This is a genomic window from Pseudomonas sp. LBUM1679 (genome assembly GCF_059695565.1).
Genome location: NZ_CP166774.1, coordinates 2,288,340 through 2,310,518, shown reverse-complemented (window position 1 = coordinate 2,310,518; position 22,179 = coordinate 2,288,340). Strand labels below are relative to the sequence as shown.

20 protein-coding genes and 1 pseudogene are annotated in these 22,179 nt (G+C 58.0%); 2 read left to right on the top strand and 19 right to left on the bottom strand.

The window, feature by feature from the left end; all coding sequences use genetic code 11:
* Window positions 1-4: 4 nt before the first annotated feature.
* Window positions 5-1,321, bottom strand: a complete 1,317-nt coding sequence (locus ACA062_RS10735; protein ID WP_497456338.1) for an MFS transporter — start codon at window positions 1,319-1,321, stop codon at window positions 5-7.
* Between the two features lie 768 nt (window positions 1,322-2,089).
* Between ACA062_RS10735 and ACA062_RS10730 the strand changes: the two are divergent.
* Window positions 2,090-2,302, top strand: a pseudogene (locus ACA062_RS10730) (hypothetical protein); the annotation flags it as partial.
* Window positions 2,303-2,305: 3 nt separating this feature from the next.
* Here ACA062_RS10730 and ACA062_RS10725 read toward each other — a convergent pair.
* From ACA062_RS10725 to ACA062_RS10640, 18 genes are all read right to left on the bottom strand, one after another.
* The gene (locus ACA062_RS10725; protein ID WP_497456337.1) at window positions 2,306-3,442 is read right to left on the bottom strand and encodes an ABC transporter substrate-binding protein; all 1,137 of its coding nucleotides are present in this window, start codon (window positions 3,440-3,442) and stop codon (window positions 2,306-2,308) included.
* Between the two features lie 68 nt (window positions 3,443-3,510).
* A complete protein-coding gene (locus ACA062_RS10720) occupies window positions 3,511-4,275 on the bottom strand; it encodes an ABC transporter ATP-binding protein (RefSeq protein ID WP_497456336.1) in 765 nt (254 codons plus the stop codon).
* Window positions 4,272-6,038, bottom strand: a complete 1,767-nt coding sequence (locus tag ACA062_RS10715) for a branched-chain amino acid ABC transporter ATP-binding protein/permease (RefSeq protein WP_497456335.1) — start codon at window positions 6,036-6,038, stop codon at window positions 4,272-4,274. The genes ACA062_RS10720 and ACA062_RS10715 overlap by 4 nt, the downstream gene beginning before the upstream one ends.
* Window positions 6,038-7,075 carry a branched-chain amino acid ABC transporter permease gene (locus ACA062_RS10710; RefSeq protein WP_497284664.1) on the bottom strand — a complete coding sequence of 346 codons (1,038 nt, stop codon included), beginning with the start codon at window positions 7,073-7,075 and terminating at the stop codon, window positions 6,038-6,040. The genes ACA062_RS10715 and ACA062_RS10710 overlap by 1 nt, the downstream gene beginning before the upstream one ends.
* 236 nt (window positions 7,076-7,311) lie before the next feature.
* The gene (locus tag ACA062_RS10705; RefSeq protein WP_497456334.1) at window positions 7,312-8,595 is read right to left on the bottom strand and encodes an OprD family porin; all 1,284 of its coding nucleotides are present in this window, start codon (window positions 8,593-8,595) and stop codon (window positions 7,312-7,314) included.
* A gap of 142 nt (window positions 8,596-8,737) precedes the next feature.
* Window positions 8,738-9,742 (bottom strand): CDP-6-deoxy-delta-3,4-glucoseen reductase, encoded by a 1,005-nt coding sequence (locus tag ACA062_RS10700; RefSeq protein ID WP_497456333.1) that lies wholly within the window; start codon window positions 9,740-9,742, stop codon window positions 8,738-8,740.
* A 31-nt stretch (window positions 9,743-9,773) separates the two neighbouring features.
* Window positions 9,774-10,802 (bottom strand): 4-hydroxy-2-oxovalerate aldolase, encoded by a 1,029-nt coding sequence (dmpG, locus tag ACA062_RS10695; protein WP_128607777.1) that lies wholly within the window; start codon window positions 10,800-10,802, stop codon window positions 9,774-9,776.
* Between the two features lie 10 nt (window positions 10,803-10,812).
* The gene (locus tag ACA062_RS10690; RefSeq protein ID WP_497456332.1) at window positions 10,813-11,754 is read right to left on the bottom strand and encodes an acetaldehyde dehydrogenase (acetylating); all 942 of its coding nucleotides are present in this window, start codon (window positions 11,752-11,754) and stop codon (window positions 10,813-10,815) included.
* A complete protein-coding gene (locus ACA062_RS10685; RefSeq protein ID WP_497456331.1) occupies window positions 11,751-13,610 on the bottom strand; it encodes a feruloyl-CoA synthase in 1,860 nt (619 codons plus the stop codon). The genes ACA062_RS10690 and ACA062_RS10685 overlap by 4 nt, the downstream gene beginning before the upstream one ends.
* 124 nt (window positions 13,611-13,734) lie before the next feature.
* The gene (locus ACA062_RS10680) at window positions 13,735-14,517 is read right to left on the bottom strand and encodes a 2-keto-4-pentenoate hydratase (RefSeq protein WP_497456330.1); all 783 of its coding nucleotides are present in this window, start codon (window positions 14,515-14,517) and stop codon (window positions 13,735-13,737) included.
* Window positions 14,518-14,549: 32 nt separating this feature from the next.
* On the bottom strand, window positions 14,550-15,527 hold the full coding sequence (locus ACA062_RS10675) for an NAD(P)H-dependent flavin oxidoreductase (RefSeq protein WP_497456329.1): 978 nt from the start codon (window positions 15,525-15,527) through the stop codon (window positions 14,550-14,552).
* A 42-nt stretch (window positions 15,528-15,569) separates the two neighbouring features.
* Window positions 15,570-16,382, bottom strand: coding sequence for a 3-(cis-5,6-dihydroxycyclohexa-1,3-dien-1-yl)propanoate dehydrogenase (hcaB, locus tag ACA062_RS10670; protein WP_497441009.1), 813 nt, complete (start codon window positions 16,380-16,382; stop codon window positions 15,570-15,572).
* Window positions 16,383-16,392: 10 nt separating this feature from the next.
* Window positions 16,393-16,923: a 3-phenylpropionate/cinnamic acid dioxygenase subunit beta gene (locus ACA062_RS10665; protein WP_497456328.1), complete on the bottom strand. Its 531-nt coding sequence runs from the start codon at window positions 16,921-16,923 to the stop codon at window positions 16,393-16,395.
* A gap of 11 nt (window positions 16,924-16,934) precedes the next feature.
* Complete coding sequence (locus tag ACA062_RS10660) at window positions 16,935-18,206, bottom strand: aromatic ring-hydroxylating oxygenase subunit alpha (protein ID WP_497456327.1); 1,272 nt, start codon at window positions 18,204-18,206, stop codon at window positions 16,935-16,937.
* 131 nt (window positions 18,207-18,337) lie between these two features.
* On the bottom strand, window positions 18,338-18,679 hold the full coding sequence (locus tag ACA062_RS10655; protein ID WP_497456326.1) for a non-heme iron oxygenase ferredoxin subunit: 342 nt from the start codon (window positions 18,677-18,679) through the stop codon (window positions 18,338-18,340).
* The gene (locus tag ACA062_RS10650) at window positions 18,676-19,530 is read right to left on the bottom strand and encodes a DODA-type extradiol aromatic ring-opening family dioxygenase (protein ID WP_497456325.1); all 855 of its coding nucleotides are present in this window, start codon (window positions 19,528-19,530) and stop codon (window positions 18,676-18,678) included. The genes ACA062_RS10655 and ACA062_RS10650 overlap by 4 nt, the downstream gene beginning before the upstream one ends.
* 5 nt (window positions 19,531-19,535) lie before the next feature.
* Window positions 19,536-19,832 (bottom strand): extradiol ring-cleavage dioxygenase, encoded by a 297-nt coding sequence (locus ACA062_RS10645; protein WP_497456324.1) that lies wholly within the window; start codon window positions 19,830-19,832, stop codon window positions 19,536-19,538.
* A gap of 6 nt (window positions 19,833-19,838) precedes the next feature.
* On the bottom strand, window positions 19,839-20,654 hold the full coding sequence (locus tag ACA062_RS10640) for an alpha/beta fold hydrolase (RefSeq protein ID WP_497456323.1): 816 nt from the start codon (window positions 20,652-20,654) through the stop codon (window positions 19,839-19,841).
* Between the two features lie 329 nt (window positions 20,655-20,983).
* Here ACA062_RS10640 and ACA062_RS10635 point away from each other — a divergent pair, with 329 nt between their 5' ends.
* Entirely contained in the window at window positions 20,984-21,559 is a 576-nt protein-coding gene (locus tag ACA062_RS10635; RefSeq protein ID WP_497456322.1) for a TetR/AcrR family transcriptional regulator, read from the top strand.
* The last annotated feature ends 620 nt before the right edge of the window (window positions 21,560-22,179 follow it).

The window sequence follows — 22,179 nt, the reverse complement described above, 5'->3', positions numbered from 1 at the left end:
CCGTTCATTGATTGGCCCTGTAATAGCGGGCAGGAATGCCCCAGACCACCAGCGCTGTCGCCAATACGCACACGCCACACAACACATACAACGCAGGCGTTGCACTGCCGCTCATGTCCTTGATTCGGCCGACCAAGAAAGGCGCGATGATTCCGCCCAACTGCCCCAGGGAATTGATCAAGGCGATCCCGGCGGCAGCAGCCAGGCCGGTGAGAAAACGTGGGGGAATGGTCCAGAAAATCGGCATCCAGGCAATGATCCCGGTGAGCACCATGCTCATCCCGACCATCAACGGTAATAACTGCCCCGGGAACCAGGCACACAGCAGATAACCGGCCGCGGTCAGCAACGCACAACCGGCCATATGCCAGCGGCGTTCTGCGCGCTTGTCCGAGCTGTGACCAATGATCAGGTTGCCTGCCGCCGCCACCAGGTACGGGATCATGGTCAACAGGCCAATATCAAAGGTGTCCGCCACCCCGGCGGTTTTAATCCACTGCGGCATCCAGAACAGCAAACCGGTGAGGGCCATGACCAGGCACAGGTAAATGGCTGACATCACGTAGGTGGTCGGTTGCTTCCAGACATCGGCAAATCCGCTGGAGGATTCGGGGCGGGGCTCGCTGGCCATGCGTGCCAGCAATAGTTGCTTTTCGTCATGGGACAGCCATGGCGCATCTTCGATCCTGTCACTCAGCAGCCAAAACACCACGAAACCTAAAACTACCGAGGGCAAGCCTTCCAGCAGAAACAGCCACTTCCACCCCGCCAGGCCGTACAGCCCATCGAAGTGGCCGAGAATAAACCCGGCCAGCGGCCCGCCGATAATGCCGCACAGGCAGATCGAGCTTTTGAAGTAGGCGTTGACACGGCCCCGGCGATTGCCGGGATACCACTGGGTAAAGAAATACAGCACACCGGGCACAAAACCGGCTTCCATCACGCCGATCAGAAAGCGCAGTGTGTAAAACCAGAACTCGCTGTTCACAAACATCATGCACGCAGAGGTAATCCCCCAGGTGACCATGATGCGGGCGATCCAGACGCGGGCGCCGATCTTGTGTAGCAGGACATTACTGGGCACTTCAAACAGAAAGTAGCCGACAAAAAACAGACTGGCGCCCAAGCCATAAACGGTATCGCTGAACCCCAGATCAGTTTGCATCTGCAATTTGGCGAAACTGATGTTGACCCGGTCCAGATAGGCAAACAGAAAACAAGCGATAAACAACGGAATGATCCGCCAGTTCACTTTTCGATACAGCGCGTCGTCCAGGGATTGGGCCGACGTTTGAACGGTCGAGAGGGTTTCAGCTGTCATGGCACACCTGTTAATTATTATTTTGAGGAGTTGCACAGCGCATGCTTGCGTCGCTGCCGTCACACCGACATCAGCGGTCAAGCGGTGGATCAATCCAGCGAACGGTCAGATAATTCGCCATCCACCAGGTGATGAAGGCCCCAGCGGGTCGGCGTTATACAAGGCACCTGGCTGTATGCGATCCCGTCGGCAAACGACAAGGTCGACGTGCCGAAAAAATGGATACGCACATCACCCATCTGGCGACCATGGCGCAAGGATCAGGGACGGAATAAGTTTGAGCGTAATGCGACGAATAACCCGTAGTCCCTGGCTCATGAGATCGGTCTCCATTGTTTTTGTTATGGCACCTCTGGAGGGGCCGCAAGCGGGTAAACGCCTGGATCATCCACCACTGAAATCGACTATATAGTATTACTATTTAGCCAACAACTCTCGTTTTTAATGGTTTTTTAGCTACACAAAAATTAAATAGTAATACAATAACCGCCAGGGTCGGTGGCTGCCAGTTGCTACAGTCGGCTACCGGCCGAAACACAACATTGTCCTCCGGCTCTTGAAGAAGAGGTCGGCGTTAACCTGAGATTCTCGCGCATGGGAGTCTCCGTAGAGCTTTCATCTCTACCCTGGCGCCCCACATGCTCGACCAAAATCCAAAGCGCCTCACCTCACAATCCCCTCACGATATTGTCTGCCCGTTAAAAGGATTCTTGCGGGACACATGAACCCTGCGCCTGGACCTAACCGGCAAGACTCCCGAACGCCATCGGGACGCTCAAGCAATGGATGGGTGCGACGCCCTTTCTGACCCGAAAACTTAACGGGGTAAGCGCCGAGATGAACTTGAATGTACTTGCCTACAACCTGAAACGGGTCATGAAGGGACTGATCGCCATGTCTGGCGCCCACCACAATGCCCGATGCAGTGCATCGGGCATTGTGGTGAACCAGGTGCATACCTATTTCAGGACTAAACCATGATCTTTATTGAGGACCATTAAGCAAAACCCATTGCTGGTTTTGCACGCTGACAAGCGCGCGGGCGCGTTGGTCGTGCCCGAAGTGGTCAGTTGGGCTTAAGTTGTAAACTCCATGGGTGCCGGCAACGTTGTCAGTTTTTTCAAGCTGATCACGCAAGCTTTGGCGGAACTCGGGGCTCCCGGGCTGGGCGGCTTGCAGCGCGCCAGGTACTGCGGCTTCCACAAGACGCATGGCGTCATACAAATAGGCTCCAAAAGGAGAAAGGCTATTGGCACCAAACTGTGCCTCATAGCTTTGGGCGTATTGGCTCGCGATTGCCTTGGAGGGATGGTTGTCCGGTAGCTTGTCCCACACCACTACCGGACCGACGGGCAAGATAGCCCCATCGAGGGCTTTGCCGCCGATCCGCAGAAACGCGCTATTGGCAGCGCCATGAGTGTGGTAAATCGCGCCCTTGTAGCCAAGCCTGCGCAGTTCGGTATGGGGGAGCGCAGCGGGAGCTCCGGCAGCACCGATCAGCACTGCGTCAGGTCGTGCGCCGATTACTTTCAATGCCTGGCCACTGACAGAGGAATCGGTGCGGTTGAAGCGCTCATCGCGCACCAGTGTGATGCCGGCTGCGGGAGCCAGTTCGCCGAGGGCCTTGAACCAATCCTCACCCCAGACGTCGTTGAAGCCGATGTAACTCAGTGTTTTTACGCCGTTGTGCTGCATGTGCTCGATGAGCGACTTGGCCATGAGATTATTGGTTTGAGCGATAGTGAAAATCCAATGATTCTCGTTGTTTGGCGGGACGTAAGGAGCAAGGGCGATCTGCGCCGTAGTGCTTTCCTTGGCGACTTGGGCGACCGCCGAGGAGGTTGGCACCGTGGTGGAGCCGATCAGCAGGTCAACAGCATGTTCACTCACCAGTTTGCGAGCGTTCTTGGTGGCCGCGGTACTGTCGCTAGCATCGTCTAGGACAATGTAATTAACGGTTTGCCCAGCGATCTGTTTGGGCAGTAGTTGCACGGTATTGCGTTCTGGAATGCCCAGAGAGGCTCCAGGCCCGGTTGTCGAAAGGATGATGCCGATAGAGATGTCGGCATGAGCTGCTGTTGTCATCGATGCAGCTAAAAACAAGGCGATGTGGCGTTTCATGGAAGCTCCAGGTGGTTTTGTTGTTGTTCTATGTGCGGGGGAACTTTGATCAGCAGGTTTTCTCTTACTCAGGCATCTACTGCCTCAGTTTTTGGGGGGCCGAATGTAGTGGGTTTACGACCCAGGTAGGTCTCAATGACTTTTGGATCCTGTGCCAGGTCTTCAGCTCGACCTTCCAGGACCAATTCGCCTAGCTCCATGACATACCCATAGTCCGAAATCTTGAGCGCGGCTCTTGCGTTTTGCTCCACCAAGAGAATTGAGACGCCGCTGCGTCGCAGGTTCTGGATAATCGAGAACGTCTCGTTGATCACCCTGGGAGCAAGGCCCAGGCTGGGTTCGTCGAGCATCAGCAATCGGGGTTTGCCCATCAATGCGCGCCCAATGGCAAGCATCTGCCGCTCGCCGCCGGAGAGCGTGCAGGCGGCCTGGTGCCGACGTTCATGCAGTCGCGCAAACAAACCGAACACTTCATCGAGGCTTTGGTCGTGATCCCGCAGACCGCGACGATGCCGACTGAATGCGCCCAGTCGCAGGTTGTCTTCCACGCTCATCGGGCCGAACAGTTCGCGGCTTTCCGGCACCAGCGCCATGCCCATGCCAACACGTTGCGCAACGCCCTTGTGGGCCAACAGCGGTTGGCCCAAGTAGCGCACCTCTCCGGAAGCGGGCAGCAAACCCATGAGGGCTGCCATCAAGGTGGTTTTACCCGCCCCATTCGGGCCGATCAGGCTGACGATCTGGCCTTCCTCGACATGCAGGTCGAGCTTGCGCACGGCTTCGACCTTGCCATGACTGACCGACAGATTACGAACTTGCAGTAGATGGCTCATTCCACCCCTCCCAGATAAGCGGCCAGCACCGCCGGGTTGTCCTGTATTTCATCGGGGGTCCCGGCAGCAAGGCGCTGGCCGAACTCCATCACTACGACGTGGTCAGCCAGACGCATGACGAAGTCCATGTCGTGCTCCACCAACAGCACGCCCAGGCCTTCGCTTCGCAATTGTTCGAGCAGACCGGCCAACGCTTGTTTTTCGCCATATCGCAGACCCGCTGCGGGTTCGTCGAGGAGCAACAGCAAGGGATCGCTGCACAGGGCACGAGCGATCTCGACAATGCGCTGCTGTCCCAGAGCGAGGCTGCCAGCAGGGGTGTGGATGAATTGACCGAGTCCCACGCGTTCGATTTGTCGCGTTGCTGCGGCCAGAATGCGTTTTTCTTCCTCGCGCTCTGCGTGCAGCAGTGAACGCAGGAGTCCTGCATTTGCCCGGCTATGGGCGCCAAGAGCGACATTCTCCAGAACACTCATTTCCGGTAGCAGCCGCACGTGCTGGAAGGTGCGGCTCACGCCCAGCCTGGCGATTTTGCGTGGCGGGAGGCCGTCGATGCGCTGGCCCAGAAACAGGATCTGTCCGGCAGTGGGAGGTAATACCCCGGACAACAGGTTGAACAATGTGGACTTGCCCGCGCCGTTCGGGCCGATCAGCGCTGTGATTTCGCCTGATTTGACCGATAGGCTCATATCATTATTTGCGACAAGCCCGCCGAAACGCTTCACCAGGCCTTCGGCTATCAGCAGCGGGGAGCCATTCGTGGGTGGCTGGCGCCGCGGCAATGCAGTTGCATCGGCGAGGGGCAGGATGGAAGCGCGAAGTGTCGGCAGGCGATTGCGCAAAAGTGGCATCAAACCTCCTCGGGCATACTGCAGTACAAGAATCACCAGCAGACCAAAGAAAATCATTTCGAAGTTGTCGGCATGCCCGAACAACATCGGCAACACGTCTTGCAGCACCTGCTTGATCAAAGTCACAAGCGCCGCGCCAACCAGCGCTCCCCATAGGCTCGCAGTGCCACCCAGGACGATCATGAACAGGTATTCGATACCCATGTTCACCGAAAAAGGTGTGGGATTGACCACTCGTTGCATGTGCGCATAGAGCCAGCCGGATAGCGAAGCAAGCAGGGCTGCCAGCACGAATGCGATCAATTTGCTGCGTGCCGTGTCCACCCCCATCGCCTCGGCCATGCCGCCAGCTTCCTTGAGACTGCGGATGGCGCGCCCCTGACGACTGTGCAGAAGATTGTCGAGCAGCCAGATGCAGGCGATCAGCAAGACTCCGATCAGAAGGCTGAAATCCGCTGCGCTGTCGATCCGCCAGCCACACAAAGCGATGGTTGGCAGGTCTTGAATGCCGCCAAAACCTCCCAGCCCCGGCAAATTGCCAAACAGGTAATAGATCGCCAACCCCCAAGCCAGGGTGCCAATGGGCAAGTAGTGACCCGCCAGGCGCAAGGTCAGCAGGCCGAGTACCAAGGCAACAACAAGGGTCATACTCAAGCCGGCCAGAAGCCCTAGCCAGGGTGATAACCCCAGTGTGGTACTGAGTACTGCGGTGGCATAAGCCCCGATGCCGACGAAGGCTGCCTGGCCGAACGACGTCAGGCCGCAGACCCCCGTCAATAACACCAGGCCCAACGCAACCAGGCTGTACAAGCCGATGTAGTTAAACAGGCTGACGTAAAAGGACGGCAATATCTGAGGGGCGATACAGGCCGCCAAGAGCAGAAGAAACAGCGGTATGAGACGACGGGCCATTAGTGTTGCTCCTCGATGTTGGGGTGTTTCAGCGAGAGCCAGAGCAACACGGGTATGACCAGCGTAAAAACGATGACCTCCTTGTAAGCCGATGCCCCGAAGGTCGCGAAACTCTCCAGCAGGCCTACCAGGAACGCACCTGCGGCGGCCAATGGATAGCTGATCAGACCGCCAATGATTGCGGCAACGAAGCCCTTGAGGCTGATGAGGAAACCGGAGTCGTAATACAAGGTTGTCAGTGGGCCGATGAGGATTCCGGAAATTGCCCCAATGAAGGCTGCCAGCGCAAAAGCGCTTTTGCCGGCGAGTTGAGTGGGAATGCCCACCAGTTGCGCGCCAGTGCGATTGAATGCGGTGGCTCGCAGGGCTTTGCCATACAAACTGTGGCCAAAGAAAACGTAAAGCAGGCCGATCAACAGCAACGCACAACCAACCACCAGCAAACTTTGCAGGCTGATCGAGAGTTCACCGAGCATCAGACCGGCATCACTGTAGGCCTCAGTTCGTACCCCTTCAGCACCGAACATCCACAGGGCGGCCCCGATCAGCACGATGTGCACAGCGACCGAAATGATCAGCAGCACTAATACCGAACTTTGGGCAACGCGCTGATAGACCAGCCGGTATAGCAGTGGTCCCAACGGTGTAACGATCGCCAGTGCAACAATGATTTTTATCAGTCCTGGAAGGCTTTGCAGGTCAAAAGTGCTGAGTATTACAAGCAATGCAAGTGGCAGTGCCAGGTAGCTGAGCGCGATTCGTGGCAATTGCCATGGCTGTCGGTGTTTCAATGCGATTGCACTGTCGAGCAGGCATGCCGCGATTGAGCAACCGATCAACAACCACAACGTGCCAGGCAAAAGGCCGGACTGGAGCGTGGCTAGTGTCAGGGCGCTGAAGGTCACGAACTCGCCCTGGAACACCAGGATCGTGCGAGTAACCGAAAACACCAGAACCAGTGCCAGAGCCACCAATGCATAAATGGCGCCTGTGGTCAGCCCGTCCTGGGTAAGAAATGCCAGTATTGAAAAGTCCATGAGTGATCCTCAGTGGAATGCGAGCAGGACGGATGTGGCTTCGGAGTGCGGAGCGCTGTAGGTGCAATAACCGGAAGGACGGCTAGGGAGAGGCGCCGCGGCCATTCGATTTCGATGCGTCGGAACGTCGTATACACGCTGCTGCATGATCAGTAATCCAATGTTGTTGTTCTTGTTGTGGTGGTTGGGAGCGGCCAGGCGCTTGATGGCGCCCGTTCGGCCAGTCGCTGCCTGGACTACCAGAGCGCCAAGGTGTAGTCGATGTTCACCCGTGTCTCGTTGTCATCGCGGAAGGAAGCCGCCGGGGCGAAATCGTTGCGATACCAGGCATGACGCAGACGTACGCTGACCCCTTTGAAAGTGCCCGACTGCACGACATAGGACAGTTCGACATCTTTTTCGCTTTCACTCAGGCCATCGCCACCCAAAGCCGTCGGCAGTTGGATATTGCTGCCTTCCAGGTAGCGCACCATGCCTTTGAGGCCCGGCACTGCGACGCCCGCAAAATCGTAGTCGTAGCGCACTTGCCAACTGCGCTCCTTGGGGTTGAGGAACTCGGAACTGAGCGACCCTTCGGACACTACCAGGGGTTCGGTCCCGGTCAGATAAGGCATGGCGGTAGCGCCGTTGAGCTGCATATAACCGGCCCCCAGGCTGTGGGCGCCCACCGAATAAGTGAACATCATCCCCAGATTGCGGTTGTCGACATGCCCAGCCTTGGCCGCGCCGTCTTCCCCTGTGATGAAATAGCGCACATCCGTCTTCAGCTTCCCGGGACCGATAGGCTGTATCTGCTCGAAGCCGAAGTAGTCCTTGCGATACATTTCGTCCAGCACAGCGTGGTAGTACTTCAGGGTCAGGCTATCGGACCATTTGTAATCACCGCCCAGAAAGACGAACCGGTCCGATTCTGCGGTGGGGTTGAAACGACCGTTGGGCGATGCGACGGTCATTTTTTGGTAACTGGTGGAATCGCGCAGATTAATGCGGTCCAACCAGCCTGCATTCAACGTCAGGTTGTCCAGATCCTGCGAGCGCAAATAGGCACCACGAAAGGTCTGCGGCAACAAACGCGTGGGGCTGGCGAAGGCGATTGGCAGAAACGTACTGATGGTCCCGGCTTGCAGTTCCGTCTTCGAGATTTTCATTTTTCCAGTCAGGCCAAGCTCCGAGTAATCGTCGCGAGGTTCTCGGCTGGGCACGTCGTACGGCAGCAAACCTGTGCCAGTACGATCCGGCGAAGAATCGAGCTTGACGCCCAATAGCCCCACGGCATCCATACCGAAACCCACAGGTCCCTGAGTGAACCCTGAACTGTATTTGAGAATGAAGCCTTGGGCCCACTCGCGGGCTGCCGATTGCGCGGACGTGCCTTTGTAGTCGCGGTCGAAGTAGTAATTGCGCATCGTCAGACTGGCTTTACTGTCTTCGACGAAACCGGCTGCCCTTACTTGCCCAGCAAGAACGGAGAGAACAAAACAAACAGCGATACTCGAGGGAACGCGAACTTGAGCTTTCATGGTTTTCTCTATTTTTATTAGTATTGAACGGGTCCTTACTGCTGGCGTGTCCCTGCCCCCGAACCTGTTGAGCGACCACGCATGCGTGCCCAATAAAGTTCGGGTGTTTCTCGTTCTAATCCGTTAGTTAACGTTGTTGCGTTTATACGAATGCATCAGCGTAGAAATTGGTTTCCAGCAACTCTCGCTGCCCGATAAAGTCTCGACGGGCGGAATCCACAACGACCGGTGCCCCACAGGCATACACTTCAAAGCGCTTCAACGAAGCAAAGTCGGACAGGACCTGCTGGTGTACAAATCCGCAAGCGCCTTGCCACTGACAGGCATCGTTCGGTTCCGAGAGCACCGGGATGTAGTTCAACCAAGGCAATTCGGCCTGCCACTCGAGCAACTGCTCGTGATGGTAGAGATCCTTGCGCTGCCGGCCTCCCCAATAGAGATAAACCGGACGTGTGTTATTTCCCTGTTCACGCAGTTGCTCAAGCAACGCCTTGATTGGCGCAAAACCGGTACCACTGGCGAGAAAGATCATCGGTTGATCGTTCTCACGCAGATAGAAAGAACCATAAGGACCTTCCAGACGAAGCAGTTCGCGCGGCTTCAATGCATTGAATACATGCCCGCTAAAACTGCCCCCTGGCATATGACGGATATGCCACTCAAGTTGATTGTCCACTGTCGAACGTGTAGCCATTGAATAACTGCGACGACTGCCGTCCTTGAGCAATACTTGCGCATATTGGCCGGGGTAATAGTTGAACGTGACCGTAGGCGGCAACATCAGTCGAACGACGATGACATCGTCGGCGACCTTTTCGATGCTGGCCACGCGGGCGGCCGTCTGCTGAATCGAAATACCGCGCAGTTCGGTTACTTCCGGAGCATCGATGACCAGGTCCGAGGTCGCTTTGGCACAGCAGAACAAAGCGAGTCCGCCAGCACGTTCCTCTTCGCTCAGAACCTCCAGCGGACTATTGGCATGATCGACACTGCCGCTCACCACCCTGCCCTTGCAACTGCCACACGTCCCTTCACGGCAGCTGTGCTTTAGCATCAGCCCGTCCGCCAACGCACCATCCAGGATGGTCTTGCTCGCATCCAGATCGAATTGTTGCCCAGCTGGTTGAATATCTACGTGATAGGTCATGGCATTTGCTCATTCACTGTGTGATGAAAAATTAACGGCGCTGGGCCGTCAGCAGATCGAGCGCGACGTCGACGATCATGTCTTCCTGACCGCCGACCATCCGGCGTTTGCCCAGTTCGACGAGGATGTCGAGGGTCTTGAGACCGTACTTCGCAGCGGCGATTTCGGCGTGGCGCAGGAAGCTCGAATAAACGCCGGCATAACCCAGCGCCAGGGTTTCGCGATCCACCCGCACCGGCCGGTCCTGCAGCGGGCGCACGATGTCGTCGGCGGCGTCCATCAGCGTGTACAGGTCGGTGCCGTGGTTCCAGCCCAGACGCTCGGCGGCGGCAATGAACACTTCCAGCGGCGCGTTGCCGGCACCGGCGCCCATGCCGGCGAGGCTGGCGTCGATGCGGTCGCAACCTTCCTCGACGGCAGTGATCGAGTTCGCCACGCCGAGCGACAGGTTGTGGTGAGCGTGCATGCCGGTTTCGGTTTCCGGTTTGAGCACAGCTTTGAAGGCACGGAAGCGGTCGCGGATGTCCTGCATGTTCATCGCACCACCGGAGTCGGCCATGTACACGCAGGTGGCGCCGTAGCTTTCCATCAGCTTGGCCTGCGCGGCCAACTGCTCGGCTGGGATCATGTGGCTCATCATCAGGAAACCGACGGTGTCCATGCCCAGCTCGCGGGCGTACTCGATGTGCTGTTTCGACACATCCGCTTCGGTGCAATGAGTGGCGATCCGCACTACCCGGGCTCCGGCGTTGTACGCGGCCTTGAGGTCATGCACGGTACCGATGCCGGGCAACAACAGGGTGGTGATTTTGGCGTGGCTGATGACGTCAGCGGCCGCTTCGATCCACTCCAGGTCGGTGTGCGCGGCGAAGCCATAGTTGAAGCTCGAACCTTGCAGCCCATCACCGTGAGCGACTTCGATCGAGTCGACCTTGGCCTTGTCCAGGGCGCGGGCAATGTCCTGCACGTTCTGCAGCGAATATTGGTGACGCACCGCGTGGCTGCCATCGCGCAGGGTCACGTCGGAGATGTAGAGTTTTTTGCCGGGGTTAAAAGTCATGTCGGTTTCCTCAGGCGTTCAGCATCGACAGCGCCATGCGCTCGGCGGTGGCCAAGGCAGCGGAGGTCATGATGTCGAGATTGCCGGCGTAGGCCGGCAGGTAATGGGCGGCGCCTTCGACTTCGAGGAACACCGAAGTTTTCAGCCCGGAGAACGTGCCCAGGCCCGGAATGTGCAGCGGAGCGTCTTCAGGAATGACGTCGAACTGCACCTGTTGTTTAAGGCGATAACCCGGCACATAAGCCTGTACGGCTACGGCCATCTCGACAATGGACGCCTCGACCTCAGCCTGATCGGCTGCCTCGGACAACACAAACACCGTGTCACGCATCATCAACGGCGGTTCGGCCGGGTTCATCACGATGATCGCCTTGCCCTTCGCCGCGCCGCCGATCACTTCGATGGCTTTGGAGGTGGTTTCGGTGAATTCGTCGATGTTGGCACGGGTGCCGGGGCCAGCGGATTTGCTGGCAATCGAGGCGACGATTTCGGCGTAATGCACCTTGGCCACCCGCGACACGGCCGCGACCATCGGGATGGTCGCCTGGCCACCGCACGTGACCATGTTGACGTTGAGCTGGGTCAGGTTCTGTTCCAGGTTCACCACCGGCACGCAGTACGGGCCGATGGCCGCAGGCGTCAAATCAATCAGGCGGATGCCGGGTTTGATCGAGCGCAGGAACGCATCGTTCTTCACATGGGCGCCAGCCGAAGTGGCATCAAAGACGAAGTCGATATCCTTGAACACGTCCATGCGGGTCAGGCCTTCAACGCCTTCGTGGGTTACCGCCACGCCCATGCGCTGGGCACGGGCCAGCCCATCGGAGGCCGGGTCGATACCGACCATGACCGCCATTTCCAGGTGTTCGGCGTTACGCAGGATCTTGATCATCAGGTCGGTGCCGATGTTGCCGGAGCCGATGATGGCGACTTTCAGTTTTCTGGAACTCATTTACTTTCTCCATACGCTTCGTCGAGAAGAATCACGGTCGGGTCCAGCGTCTCGGCATACAGACGCTTGACCGCATCGGCACGCAGGCCAAGTGCAGCACGTTGGTTGATGTAACCCTTGTCAGTAATTTCCCCATCATCGAGGCTCGGCGGCGAGTCGAGGATGACCATGCGCACGGCATGCTGCGAGGACGCAGGAAATTGCTGGGCCAGTGTTTGCAAACCAGCACTCAGGGCCAGGCGAACAGCAGGTTCCAGAGCCAGTTGTTCAGCGGTCATGCGCTTGCCTGCGGCTCCGGCCAACGCACGCAACGCCGGCGTCGGATAGATCAATGCGCCGATCACGTCTCGATCGTGACCGCAAATGACAGAGTCAGAAGCGTAAGGCGCCAAGACACTCACCAGCCGTGGGCGCAACGTGCCGACGGAAACCCACGTGCCCGTGGTCAACTTGAAGTCTTCGGTGACCCGCCCATCAAACACGATGCCTTTCTCCGGGCGCTCGGGATCGAGCAGTCGACCGGCATCGCCAATCTGATAGAAGCCCTGTTCATCGAACGCCTCAAGGCTGCCTTTCGGGTCATTGAGATACTGCTGAAACACTGAGGGTCCGCGTACACGCATTTCCAGCTTGTCGCCGCTGGGCACGAATTTGATCTCAACGCCCGGTACTGGCAGGCCGATGTTGCCTGGCTTGTCCAAACGGTAATGAACGCTGGTGAGCACTGGAGAGGTCTCGGTCGCGCCCCATTCGCTGGTAAAGAACAGGGGCTTGTCGCGCACCTTTTCCGCACAGGCCATCAACCGATCCCACGTGCTCTGTGGCAAAGCCGCAGCGGCATAGAACAGCATGTCCAGACGACCGAAAAGTGCGTGCGCCAGCTCCTCGTCGCGCTCCAGGTAAGGCAGTAGCGCTTCATAGCCACGAGGGACGTTGAAGAACACCGTCGGCTGGACGGATTTGATATTTTCCACCGTCCGCTCGATGCGCCCGGTCACCGGTAAACCATCATCGATATAGAGCGTGCCGCCATTGCGCAGCACCATATTGAAGTTATGGTTCGCGGCGAAGGTATGACTCCACGGCAGCCAATCCACCACGACCATTTCACTGCCTTCGAGGAAGCGCCAGCATTGGGCGATCGATTGCTGGTTGGCGCACAGCATGCGATGGGTATTGATCACCACCTTGGGCGTGCCAGTGGAGCCGGAAGTCAACATATAGCGGGCGGGGACATCACCATTTAGGCGCAGAAAGGTCTCCATCACCTGCGCACTTTCGACCCGGTACAGCAAGGGCAGCGGCAGCGCGCCAGGAACGGCCTGGGCGTTGCGCGCAACCACGACGGGACAGTCCGGTTGAATCAATTCGATGGTGCGGCGATAAGTGTCGCCATCGTTGATGAAGATCAACGCCGGTTGCAGCTGCGCCACGATAGACTTGAGCTTGCTGCAGCCGCTCTGTGTATTGCGCGAATAAGCGACGGAAACAGTGGCCACCGCAATCCCGACATGCATGGCCGCCAGCGTAATCAATGCCTGGTCGATGTCGTTCTCCGACAACACCAGCACCGGTCGACCGGGCACCGTATCGAGCTCCAGCAAGCCCTGAGCCAGAGCACCGACGCGTTGGCGAACCTCGCTGTAGTTCAAGGTGAACCAGACGCCATTGCGACGCTCAGCCAGATAAGGGCGCAGTGGAGCCTCGAGCGCCCATCGCTCCAGCCACTCGCCGATACAACGGGCATAGGGTTGCAGAGGTTCCGGGGATCGCAGTATGAAACTGCCCGCCTCACCTGGCTCGACAGTCACGCGAGCAGGCGCCAACTTGGCAGGATCGTCGAAAAAGTCGTACACGGCACGCCCTCACAAGATCAACAGACAGGTCTGCTGTCTCATCATCATTATTTTTGTTGTTACGGGTGCCGGTTCAACAACCCGGACCCCTGTCGCATGACCCCAAACGGTCAGCGCATCACACTCATTCGAATCGGCAGCTCACTTCACCCAGTCGGGTCAGTTTCAAGCGCAGGCTGTCACCGGCGATCACGGGCACCATGGGGCCCAGGGCTCCGGATAACAGCACGTCGCCTGCGCGCAGTGGCCGGCCAAATTCGGCCATGGTCCGCGCCAGCCACAGGCAGGCGTCCAGCGGGTTGCCGAGGCAGGCTGCGCCCACACCGATTGACGCCTGAGCACCATTTTTTTCCAGCAACATGCCTTCCAGAGCAAGGTCCAGATTGGCCAGGCGCACAGGACTCTTGCCCAGGACGTAGAGCCCCGAAGAAGCATTGTCGGCCACCGTATCGACCAGGGTAATTTTCCAGTTCTCGATCGCCGAATCGACAATTTCCAGCGCCGGCACCAGGTACTCCACCGCGCTCATCAGCTCGCCGAGGGTTGTGTCCGGATTGGGCAAGTCACGCCCCAACACGAAAGCGATCTCACCCTCGGCCTTGGGCTGAATCAGGCGGGAGCTGTCAATGGCCTCGCCATCGCCGTATTCCATATCGGCAAACAACATGCCGAAGTCTGGTTGATCGACGCCCAATTGCTCTTGCACGGCCAGCGAGGTCAAGCCGATTTTACGCCCGCTGAGACGGCGACCGGCGGCCAGCGCGGCCTGGGTATTGAGTTCCTGTACGGCGTAAGCATCAGCCAGTGTGGAAATCTGGAAGCGCTCGGAGATACGACCGCAGGGGGTTCGTGTCATGCGCGCTTGCGCCAAAGCCGAGGCGGCAGCCTGAATGGAATCGTGGTTCATGGAGTAGCTCCTCAACAATTGGTAGTCACCGCTCAATGCGAGCGTTGCTGACTGGTCAGGTAACCCTGATGCAACTCATCGACCAGCTCGGCGACGCTGTAGCTGCGCTTGATCTGCCCTACGCCCTGCCCCGCTGACCACACGTGTTTCCACGCTTTGTTGGCGGAGGCAATGTCACCGGAAAAATCGATACGCGTGTTGTTCTCGGCGTCTGGGTCAATACCGGCCTTTTCCAGGGAAGGTTTCATCCAGGTCGCGAGTACGCCACTGACCGCTTTGGTGGTAGCCACGTCATCCATAGAGCAGTCCACCAGCATGTCCCGGTAAGCGTTTTCGACCAGGCTCTCGTGGGCCGCGACCAAACGAGTACCCACCAGGGCAAAATCGCAGCCCAGAACTTGCGCCGCATGGATGTCGCGCCCATTCGAAACAGCGCCGGCCAGACCGAGCGGCCCGTCCCAGAACTCGCGGACTTCAGCGACGAAGGCAAAGGGGTTATAGCTGCCGGTATGGCCGCCGGCACCGTTACAGACCAACACCAGACCATCGACCCCCGCATCGACCGCCTTGCGTGCCAGGGCCGGAGTGATGACGTCAGCGATCACTACGCCGCCATAACCGTGGACCGTTTCCAGCACGCGCTTGGGGCTACCCAAGGCCGTGGAAACGATCTGCGGCTGATAGTGTTTGACCAGCTCCAACTCGGCTTCGAACCGATCGTAGGTGCTGTGCACGATCATGTTCAGCATCCAGGGTGCCCAGATCTGGCCATGTGTTTTCGCGGCCTCACGCTCGACAACGATCTGAGTCAGCCACTGGTCCAGTTGCTCGACGGTACGCGCATTGGGCGCCGGCAGGCTGCCGACGATGCCTGCCTGACAGCAGGCATTGACCAGCTGTGGCCCGGAAACCAGAAACATCGGCGCGGCCAGCACCGGCAAAGGTAAGCCAGCAAACAGATCCAGCAACTTCTGTTGGGGTGCACTCAAGGAACGGCTATTGGCGCTCATCGGTCTTTTCTCTTGTTATGGATTACACGGACAGGCCTGGCATCAGACCTTTCTGTGACTGGCCGCGCCCGGGCTGCGGACTTCCCAGCCACCATCGCTGTGGATGATGTTGGCGGTGGTCAACCCTGAGTTTTCACGGGAGGCCAACAGCACATAATGGCCCGTGTGATCTTCCGGTTCCGCGATGCGCTGAAGCGGCACCGCCTGCGCAGCGCCTTGCTCGAAACCCGGGATCTGGTTGAGCGGAACACTTCGCGCATTGAGCCCATCGAGACTCTTCATCGGCGTATTGGTCGCCCCTGGCGCCACGCCATTCACGCGGATATCCGGTGCCAGTTCGTAGGCCAGCTGACGGATCATGCCGACCAGCGCATGTTTGGCGGTCACATAGAGAATGCCTCCACCGCCGGCGTAGAAAGCACTGTTGGAGAGGGTGAAAATCATGCTGCCGCGACTGGCGCGCAAGGCATCAGTACTGCATCGTGCGCCCAGCATGTAGCCTTGAACATTGATGGCGAATAAGCGCTGAAATGCACTTTCAAAATCTTCAGGGGCTATACGGTCCAGGCGAGTGAAGTAATCAAACACCGCCGCATTGCCGACAAACGTGTCGAGCTTGCCGAACGCATTCAGTGTGGCCGCCACCGCGCGTTGATTGTCTTCATATTTCGAGACATCGCCCTGCACCGTGATGATGGCGTCGCCCAGTTCGCTGCGCAGTGCGCTCAGCTGTTCGTCGTCACGCGCCATGACGCACACCCGTGCGCCTTCGTTCACATAGCGCCGAACGATGGCGCTACCGATGCCGCCGGTACCGCCAGTGACCAATGCTGCTTGTCCTTCGAGCCAACCCATGTGCGTGCCCTCAGAGGAAAGTGTTGATGTTCTTGCACAACAACATCGCGTTTGGAATCAGGATTTTGCGCTTCAATAACTTCAGCCCGTCGGCCTCGCGGCGCAGCACATCCTCACGGCGTCCGACCAGTTGATGGGACTCGTCCAGACCACGGCTGCGGATGTTCATGAAGCACGAGAACGCAATGAACTCGCCGTCCTGTTCACCGGCAAACACCTCGATATTGCTGATCAGGTGAACGTTGCGCGTCGGTGGGTTTTCAGCCCAGGCCGACGGCTGCTTGAACCGCGCCACCCGACGCTGCAGATCACGCATGCCGTCGTCGAAGAAGGCCATGTGTTCCAGCCTGTAGGGGCCCGACTTGTCTTCGCGTCGGCGGTTCTCGATACCGGGCATCCAATAGTGGATGGTCTCGCTGAGCGACTGCAGCCACTCATCCCAGCACTCGTTGTCGAGCAGGCGGGCCTCACGCAACAAGAAGGCCTCGACGGCGCGTGTGTCTTCGAATGCAACGGGTTGTTCCATTGGCAAAGCATTCATCTTCGGTCCCCTCAACGCATCTTGCCGTTACGATCTGGTACGTCCGCCCAGGTGGGCGATTGCAACAGGTCTTTCCAGCGCTGGTAGAACGCACGGGAGTTGCATTCGTTGAGTTGCCCTTTGAACACATTGCCGGGCAGTTCGCTGTTTTCGATGCGTGTGTTCATGCCAAGGCCGACGTACAGATCCTGATAGCGCGTGACCATGCCGCGGCTGGTCTTGGTGCAGTATTCCCAGTTCTCGCCATCGTCCATTTCGAACACGCCGGTTGGGGAGAAGGTCATCATCGCGCCACGGCGCCATTTGTCCTTGATGTCCTGCGGTGCATTCTTGTTGACGATGACCCAGGTAAACAGCTCGATCTTGTGTGGCCCGCGCGGTTGCCAGATGCGCACTGTGTTCTGCCCCGGCAAGAACGAGAAGTTGGGGAACACGGTGAACGATGAGATTGAACCGATCAGCTTGGAGCGGAACTCGCCCAGACGCTCCGCCACTTTCGGGCGCAATACGTGCAGGTATTTGTTGATGTCTTTCTCGCCCAGGGTGGCGGCGTTGCCCACCACATCGGTGGCGAACTCGTAGCCGTGACCATTCCAGTTCACCGAGTAGGACTCGGGAAGGTCGCCGACGTTGGCCACCGGCCCACCCAGCATGGCCTTGGCCGCGGAGTCGTGAGTCCAGCCACCGTGGAGAATATCGCCGACGAAGTTTTCCGCCGCGACCTTCCAGTTGCATTCGATGGTGGAACGGATGCAGCCACCGAGAAACTCACTGCCGCCCTCGTCCATGTCGAGCATGACATCCAGGTACCAGGTCATCGGTCCCAGGTATTCCTCAAGTGACGGTGCATCGTCGGCAAAAGTGGCAAATACCAGTCCCTTGTAGGTCGCAACACGGGCCTCGCGCAGTCCATGCTTGGCCTTGTCGAAATTGCTTTCCTCGTAGCACTTGGACTCGTGCATACCCAGCAAGCGACCGCCATCGGCGCCGAATGACCAGCCGTGGTAGTTGCAGATAAAGCCTCGTGCATTGCCCGCTTCGGCGAAGCAGATCTTGTTGCCACGGTGCGGGCAGGCGTTGAGGAACACCTTCAGCGATGCATCTTTCTGACGCACCACCAAGACCTCATCCTCGCCCATGCTGGTGGCGAGATAGTCACCAGACTTCGGCAATTGCGATTCATGGGCGACGAACAGCCAGCAACGCGCGAAAATCTTCTCGAGTTCTTGCTCGTAGATGGCCTGATCCCAGAACACCTTGCCAGACAAGCGGCCTTCCTCCATGTCGCACACCCGATCAAGGTTCGGCAGGCTGGGTGTAGGCTCAATGGTTCTGAGTGGTATGTGTTTGCAGTTATCCATTGCTCTAGACTCACAAGGAATACGGTGGGAAAGACGGGCCTTGGTGTTGGGCGTCAGGCGTCGGCCAAGGCGGCATCGCTGGCATGTTCGAGGTCGGCATAGACCTCTTTGTCAGTGACGATGATCCGATACGTCCGAAGGTGCTTTTCACAGGGAAATGTCACTGCCTTGCCCGTTGGAATGTGAAATTGCCCCCAATGCACCGGACAGGTGATCAGGTCGTCTTCCAGATCGCCTTCTGCCAGTGAGGCGGTGGCGTGTGTGCACATGTCCGTGGTGGCATAGAACGTGCCGCCCAGGTTGTACACGCAGATAGCTTCGGCAGCGCCATGGCTGACTTTTTTCAACTCGCCCGGCGACAGTTCATCGCGCTGGCACAGCAATACACGACTCATGACCTTTCCTCCGCAGAAAACAATTGCAAGAAACCCAACCCGGTGACCCAGGCCGGTACAGCTTCATAGGCGATGACTTCACCGGTCGGTTGGGCGACGGCAGCCATGGCACAGGCGAAATTGCGGATTTCCATGGCACCATTGCCGGCGCGACGCAAAATCTCTTCATCGGAATAGGCGCATAGCGCTTGCAGATCGCCGTTGACGCCGTGGGCGAGAATCTCCTGGTCGAAGTCCTCGGCAACCTGGCCCATTTCCGCCGTCCCTACCCAGTGGCTGATGCCGCCGCTACCGATAATGACGACGCGCTCGTCGGCATCGAACGACTCCACCGCCGCACGGATCTGGCGACCGAGATCAGCAGCTCGCTTGAGCGAAATGTAAGGATCCACGCCACAGGCCAGATACACGGGGATGGCTGGCAGCTCCCGACCGAGAATTTTCTCAGCAGGCTTGACCGCCATCTGATGCGGAATCGAGAAGGAATGATCCACCGTGAAGCTACGCGCCACCGTCCAATCGATGCCCTGCTCCTCGCCATGGGAAACGATATGACCGGCCAATTTTTCCTGGTTGAGTACCACTCCTCGCTCTAGACTCGGCAAGCGCTCCAGTGGTCCATCGACATCACCGGTACCGATGACATAACGCGGCAGGCACTGGGTGCCGAACAGAATGTAATGATCGCAACCTACGATGATGATCGAGGTCGGCGCCAACTCCGCCAGACGCTGAGCACATAGCTCGTATGCGCCCCAGACCGCATCAATCTGGGCCTGCGGCGGCGCCTTGGGGGCGACGAACATGACCGGGTCATGTGGCATCCAGAATCCGCCTACTATCTTGCCCATTCGCCTCACCCCTTGAGGGCGGCGGAAAACGCCGCTATTTGTTCATCGGTGGCACCCAGGCGCTGCTTGTACAACGACATGCACCGCTGCGGTGCCAGCTCCTGCCAGAAACCCATGGTCAACATCGGATTGACCCCTACCGCTTGCAGCGCAGCGACGTCAAAGCCAACGATCATTTCGACTTCTTCGTCACTTAATGCGAAACGCCCGAGGAAGCCTTTGGGATCCTCGCGAAAACGCTTTTTGGAAACGCGGTCAACCGACAGTTGCCACAGTGCTCGCTCCAGTAGGTTTCGGCTCATGACAGATCACTCGCACAAAAAGTCGCGAACCAAAGCGACGAAGCGATGCGGTTGCTCGCTCTGCACCCAGTGACCGCAACGGCCGAATAGATGCAAATCCGCATTCGGCACGCTGTTGGCGATCAACAATCCGCACGCTGGTGGCACCACCCCATCTTCGCGACCGTGTACGACCAGAGTTGGAGCGACGATTTTGGCCAGAGCCGCAGCTGGGAAACCCTTGACCAGCGTTCCACCTTCGGCGGCTGGCTTAGGGATGAGTTTGCGCAAGGCTTCCTGCGAACCGGCACGGGCACTGGCTTCGTACCGACCCTTTACCAACTCGGGGGTGATCAATGCCTTATCGTAGGGGAACAGCTCCATCAGTTGCTGCATGTTTTCCAGCGAAGGCTCGTATTCCCAGGCACCACGCAGACCCGGAGTCTGGACGAACTCACCTGCAGGCGTGCCGAGCAACACCAACTTATCGACCCGATCCGGGGCGAACACCGCAAGGCCAATGGCGACCGCACCACCAAAGGAATTGCCAACGAACGAGGCCTTGGGAATATCCAGCGCATCCATGATGCCAACCAGGTGATTGACCCACAGCTTGATGTCGTACTTGGCGTCTTCCTTAAACTCGGTGAAACCGAAACCGGCGATGTCCGGCACGATGACCCGCCACTTATCGGAGAACGCTGACATGCTTTTGGACCAGTTGGTCCAGCCAGAAACCCCGGGACCGGAGCCATGGAGCAGAAACAGGGCATCGCCCTGACCTGCTTCGTGATAGTTGGTCTTGTGACCTGCTGCCAGCAGGGTTTTTCCAATACCGTCCATACGGCCTCCGGTTTTTTTATTTATGAAGATACAGATGTGTATCTGTATGCTAGAGACGAAACCGAGACCAGTCAACACTCAACATACATACGTGTATCTCAGTATTCGAAGGAGAATCAGGTCCTAGAGCGGAAAACAAAGCTTTCCACCAGGATACAGATCTGTATCTTTCTGATGAGCGGTCAGCCTGGTATAAAAAAGATCTGCTCTAGACACCTGTGAATTGCGGCTGCCTGGGCAGCCCGCCAGGCGTTAGAATGTTTTCCTTGCCGGAGGCGCCCTACCCGCCCCCGGCACTCATCCAGTTGGTTGGACAAGGCCCTAGCACAATGTCAACACGTACCAGTCTCACTCGAGAAGATTGGATTCATGCCGCACAGCATGTCCTGGTTACCAGCGGCGTAGACGCCGTTCGGGTCGACACTTTGGCCAAGGAGTTGAAGATCACCCGTGGCAGCTTCTACTACCACTTCAAAAGCCGTGGTGAATTACTCGAAGGCATTCTCGGCAACTGGCGGTCCCGTGCGACTGAGGATGTCATCCTTCAACTGCGGACTGCTCACACCTCACCGCAGCAGCAATTGCAACGCTTGCTGGAGCTGCCATCCCATGGCCAGACAGCTCGCGACGCCGCCGCCATTGAATTGGGGATACGCGCCTGGGCGCGCCGGGACGATAAAGCCCGACAAGCCATCGACGAAGTCGACCGCTATCGCCTGAACTATATCGAGGGCCTGCTGATACAAGCTGACGTGACGCAGAGCGAAGCCTGCGATCGCGCTTATCTGATCTATGCCTATCAAATCAGCTTGTCATTGCTGCACAGCGAAGACACTGCGCAAGACCGCAAGGATCGCAGCGCTCGCATGGCACGCATTCTGATTCCTGAATTACTACCTGCGTGACATGGACAGCGGTGGCCCCACACACATTCAGGCACTCATAGGCGCTCCCCCCTAAAACCCAGGGAAGAATGAACCCTGCAAATACCTCTCGCGCGCCGGGCAGAACAGACGTTGCGGCCGGACCACCAAGTCAGCACCGGCAAACATGTGATGAGGAATTATCGACAGGCAGGCAAGGCCCCGGATAGGCGCTGGTGGCGAACGGGCTTTTCAGCAAAACCGCAAAACAGAACCCTGTGAGTTGACTGTCAGACGCAGGCGACCTCACCCCACTGATTCCTGCACCTGAAACATCGCGTGGATGCATGCGCAAAGCACTCCCGTCCCCTGAGCGTTTGCTCAGTGGCGGGCGCGATTGTTTGACAGGGTGACCATGCGTCGCCTTGCAGGGCGTTCAAGACTGTTAGCAAGGACTCATCGAGAGCGGCACCTTATGCGTTATCCAAAGTTCCATAAAACAATCCGCGGCTATATATCGCCTATCGAATTTGGATAGCTCTTCGAATGGCAGGTGGCGCCTGGCATGGCGGGGCCCTGATCGAGCGCAGACAGGAGCCTGTTCGCAACAGCCAACCAAAGCGCTGTCGAGGCCGGCAGCGCCAGGTTGTGCAGGACGTTGA

What these genes read in the sequence shown, in the direction of transcription:
- hcaB (WP_497441009.1), bottom strand. Translation starts at nt 16,382, where the DNA reads ATGGGTTGGCTCGAAGGACAAGCAGCATTGGTCACTGGCGGTACCGGC.
- ACA062_RS10725 (WP_497456337.1), bottom strand. Translation starts at nt 3,442, where the DNA reads ATGAAACGCCACATCGCCTTGTTTTTAGCTGCATCGATGACAACAGCA.
- ACA062_RS10675 (WP_497456329.1), bottom strand. Translation starts at nt 15,527, where the DNA reads ATGAGCGCCAATAGCCGTTCCTTGAGTGCACCCCAACAGAAGTTGCTG.
- ACA062_RS10700 (WP_497456333.1), bottom strand. Translation starts at nt 9,742, where the DNA reads ATGACCTATCACGTAGATATTCAACCAGCTGGGCAACAATTCGATCTG.
- ACA062_RS10665 (WP_497456328.1), bottom strand. Translation starts at nt 16,923, where the DNA reads ATGAATGCTTTGCCAATGGAACAACCCGTTGCATTCGAAGACACACGC.
- ACA062_RS10715 (WP_497456335.1), bottom strand. Translation starts at nt 6,038, where the DNA reads ATGGCCCGTCGTCTCATACCGCTGTTTCTTCTGCTCTTGGCGGCCTGT.
- ACA062_RS10690 (WP_497456332.1), bottom strand. Translation starts at nt 11,754, where the DNA reads ATGAGTTCCAGAAAACTGAAAGTCGCCATCATCGGCTCCGGCAACATC.
- ACA062_RS10720 (WP_497456336.1), bottom strand. Translation starts at nt 4,275, where the DNA reads ATGAGCCATCTACTGCAAGTTCGTAATCTGTCGGTCAGTCATGGCAAG.
- ACA062_RS10705 (WP_497456334.1), bottom strand. Translation starts at nt 8,595, where the DNA reads ATGAAAGCTCAAGTTCGCGTTCCCTCGAGTATCGCTGTTTGTTTTGTT.
- ACA062_RS10680 (WP_497456330.1), bottom strand. Translation starts at nt 14,517, where the DNA reads ATGAACCACGATTCCATTCAGGCTGCCGCCTCGGCTTTGGCGCAAGCG.
- ACA062_RS10735 (WP_497456338.1), bottom strand. Translation starts at nt 1,321, where the DNA reads ATGACAGCTGAAACCCTCTCGACCGTTCAAACGTCGGCCCAATCCCTG.
- ACA062_RS10645 (WP_497456324.1), bottom strand. Translation starts at nt 19,832, where the DNA reads ATGAGCCGAAACCTACTGGAGCGAGCACTGTGGCAACTGTCGGTTGAC.
- ACA062_RS10655 (WP_497456326.1), bottom strand. Translation starts at nt 18,679, where the DNA reads ATGAGTCGTGTATTGCTGTGCCAGCGCGATGAACTGTCGCCGGGCGAG.
- ACA062_RS10640 (WP_497456323.1), bottom strand. Translation starts at nt 20,654, where the DNA reads ATGGACGGTATTGGAAAAACCCTGCTGGCAGCAGGTCACAAGACCAAC.
- ACA062_RS10635 (WP_497456322.1), top strand. Translation starts at nt 20,984, where the DNA reads ATGTCAACACGTACCAGTCTCACTCGAGAAGATTGGATTCATGCCGCA.
- ACA062_RS10710 (WP_497284664.1), bottom strand. Translation starts at nt 7,075, where the DNA reads ATGGACTTTTCAATACTGGCATTTCTTACCCAGGACGGGCTGACCACA.
- ACA062_RS10650 (WP_497456325.1), bottom strand. Translation starts at nt 19,530, where the DNA reads ATGGGCAAGATAGTAGGCGGATTCTGGATGCCACATGACCCGGTCATG.
- ACA062_RS10660 (WP_497456327.1), bottom strand. Translation starts at nt 18,206, where the DNA reads ATGGAGGAAGGCCGCTTGTCTGGCAAGGTGTTCTGGGATCAGGCCATC.
- dmpG (WP_128607777.1), bottom strand. Translation starts at nt 10,802, where the DNA reads ATGACTTTTAACCCCGGCAAAAAACTCTACATCTCCGACGTGACCCTG.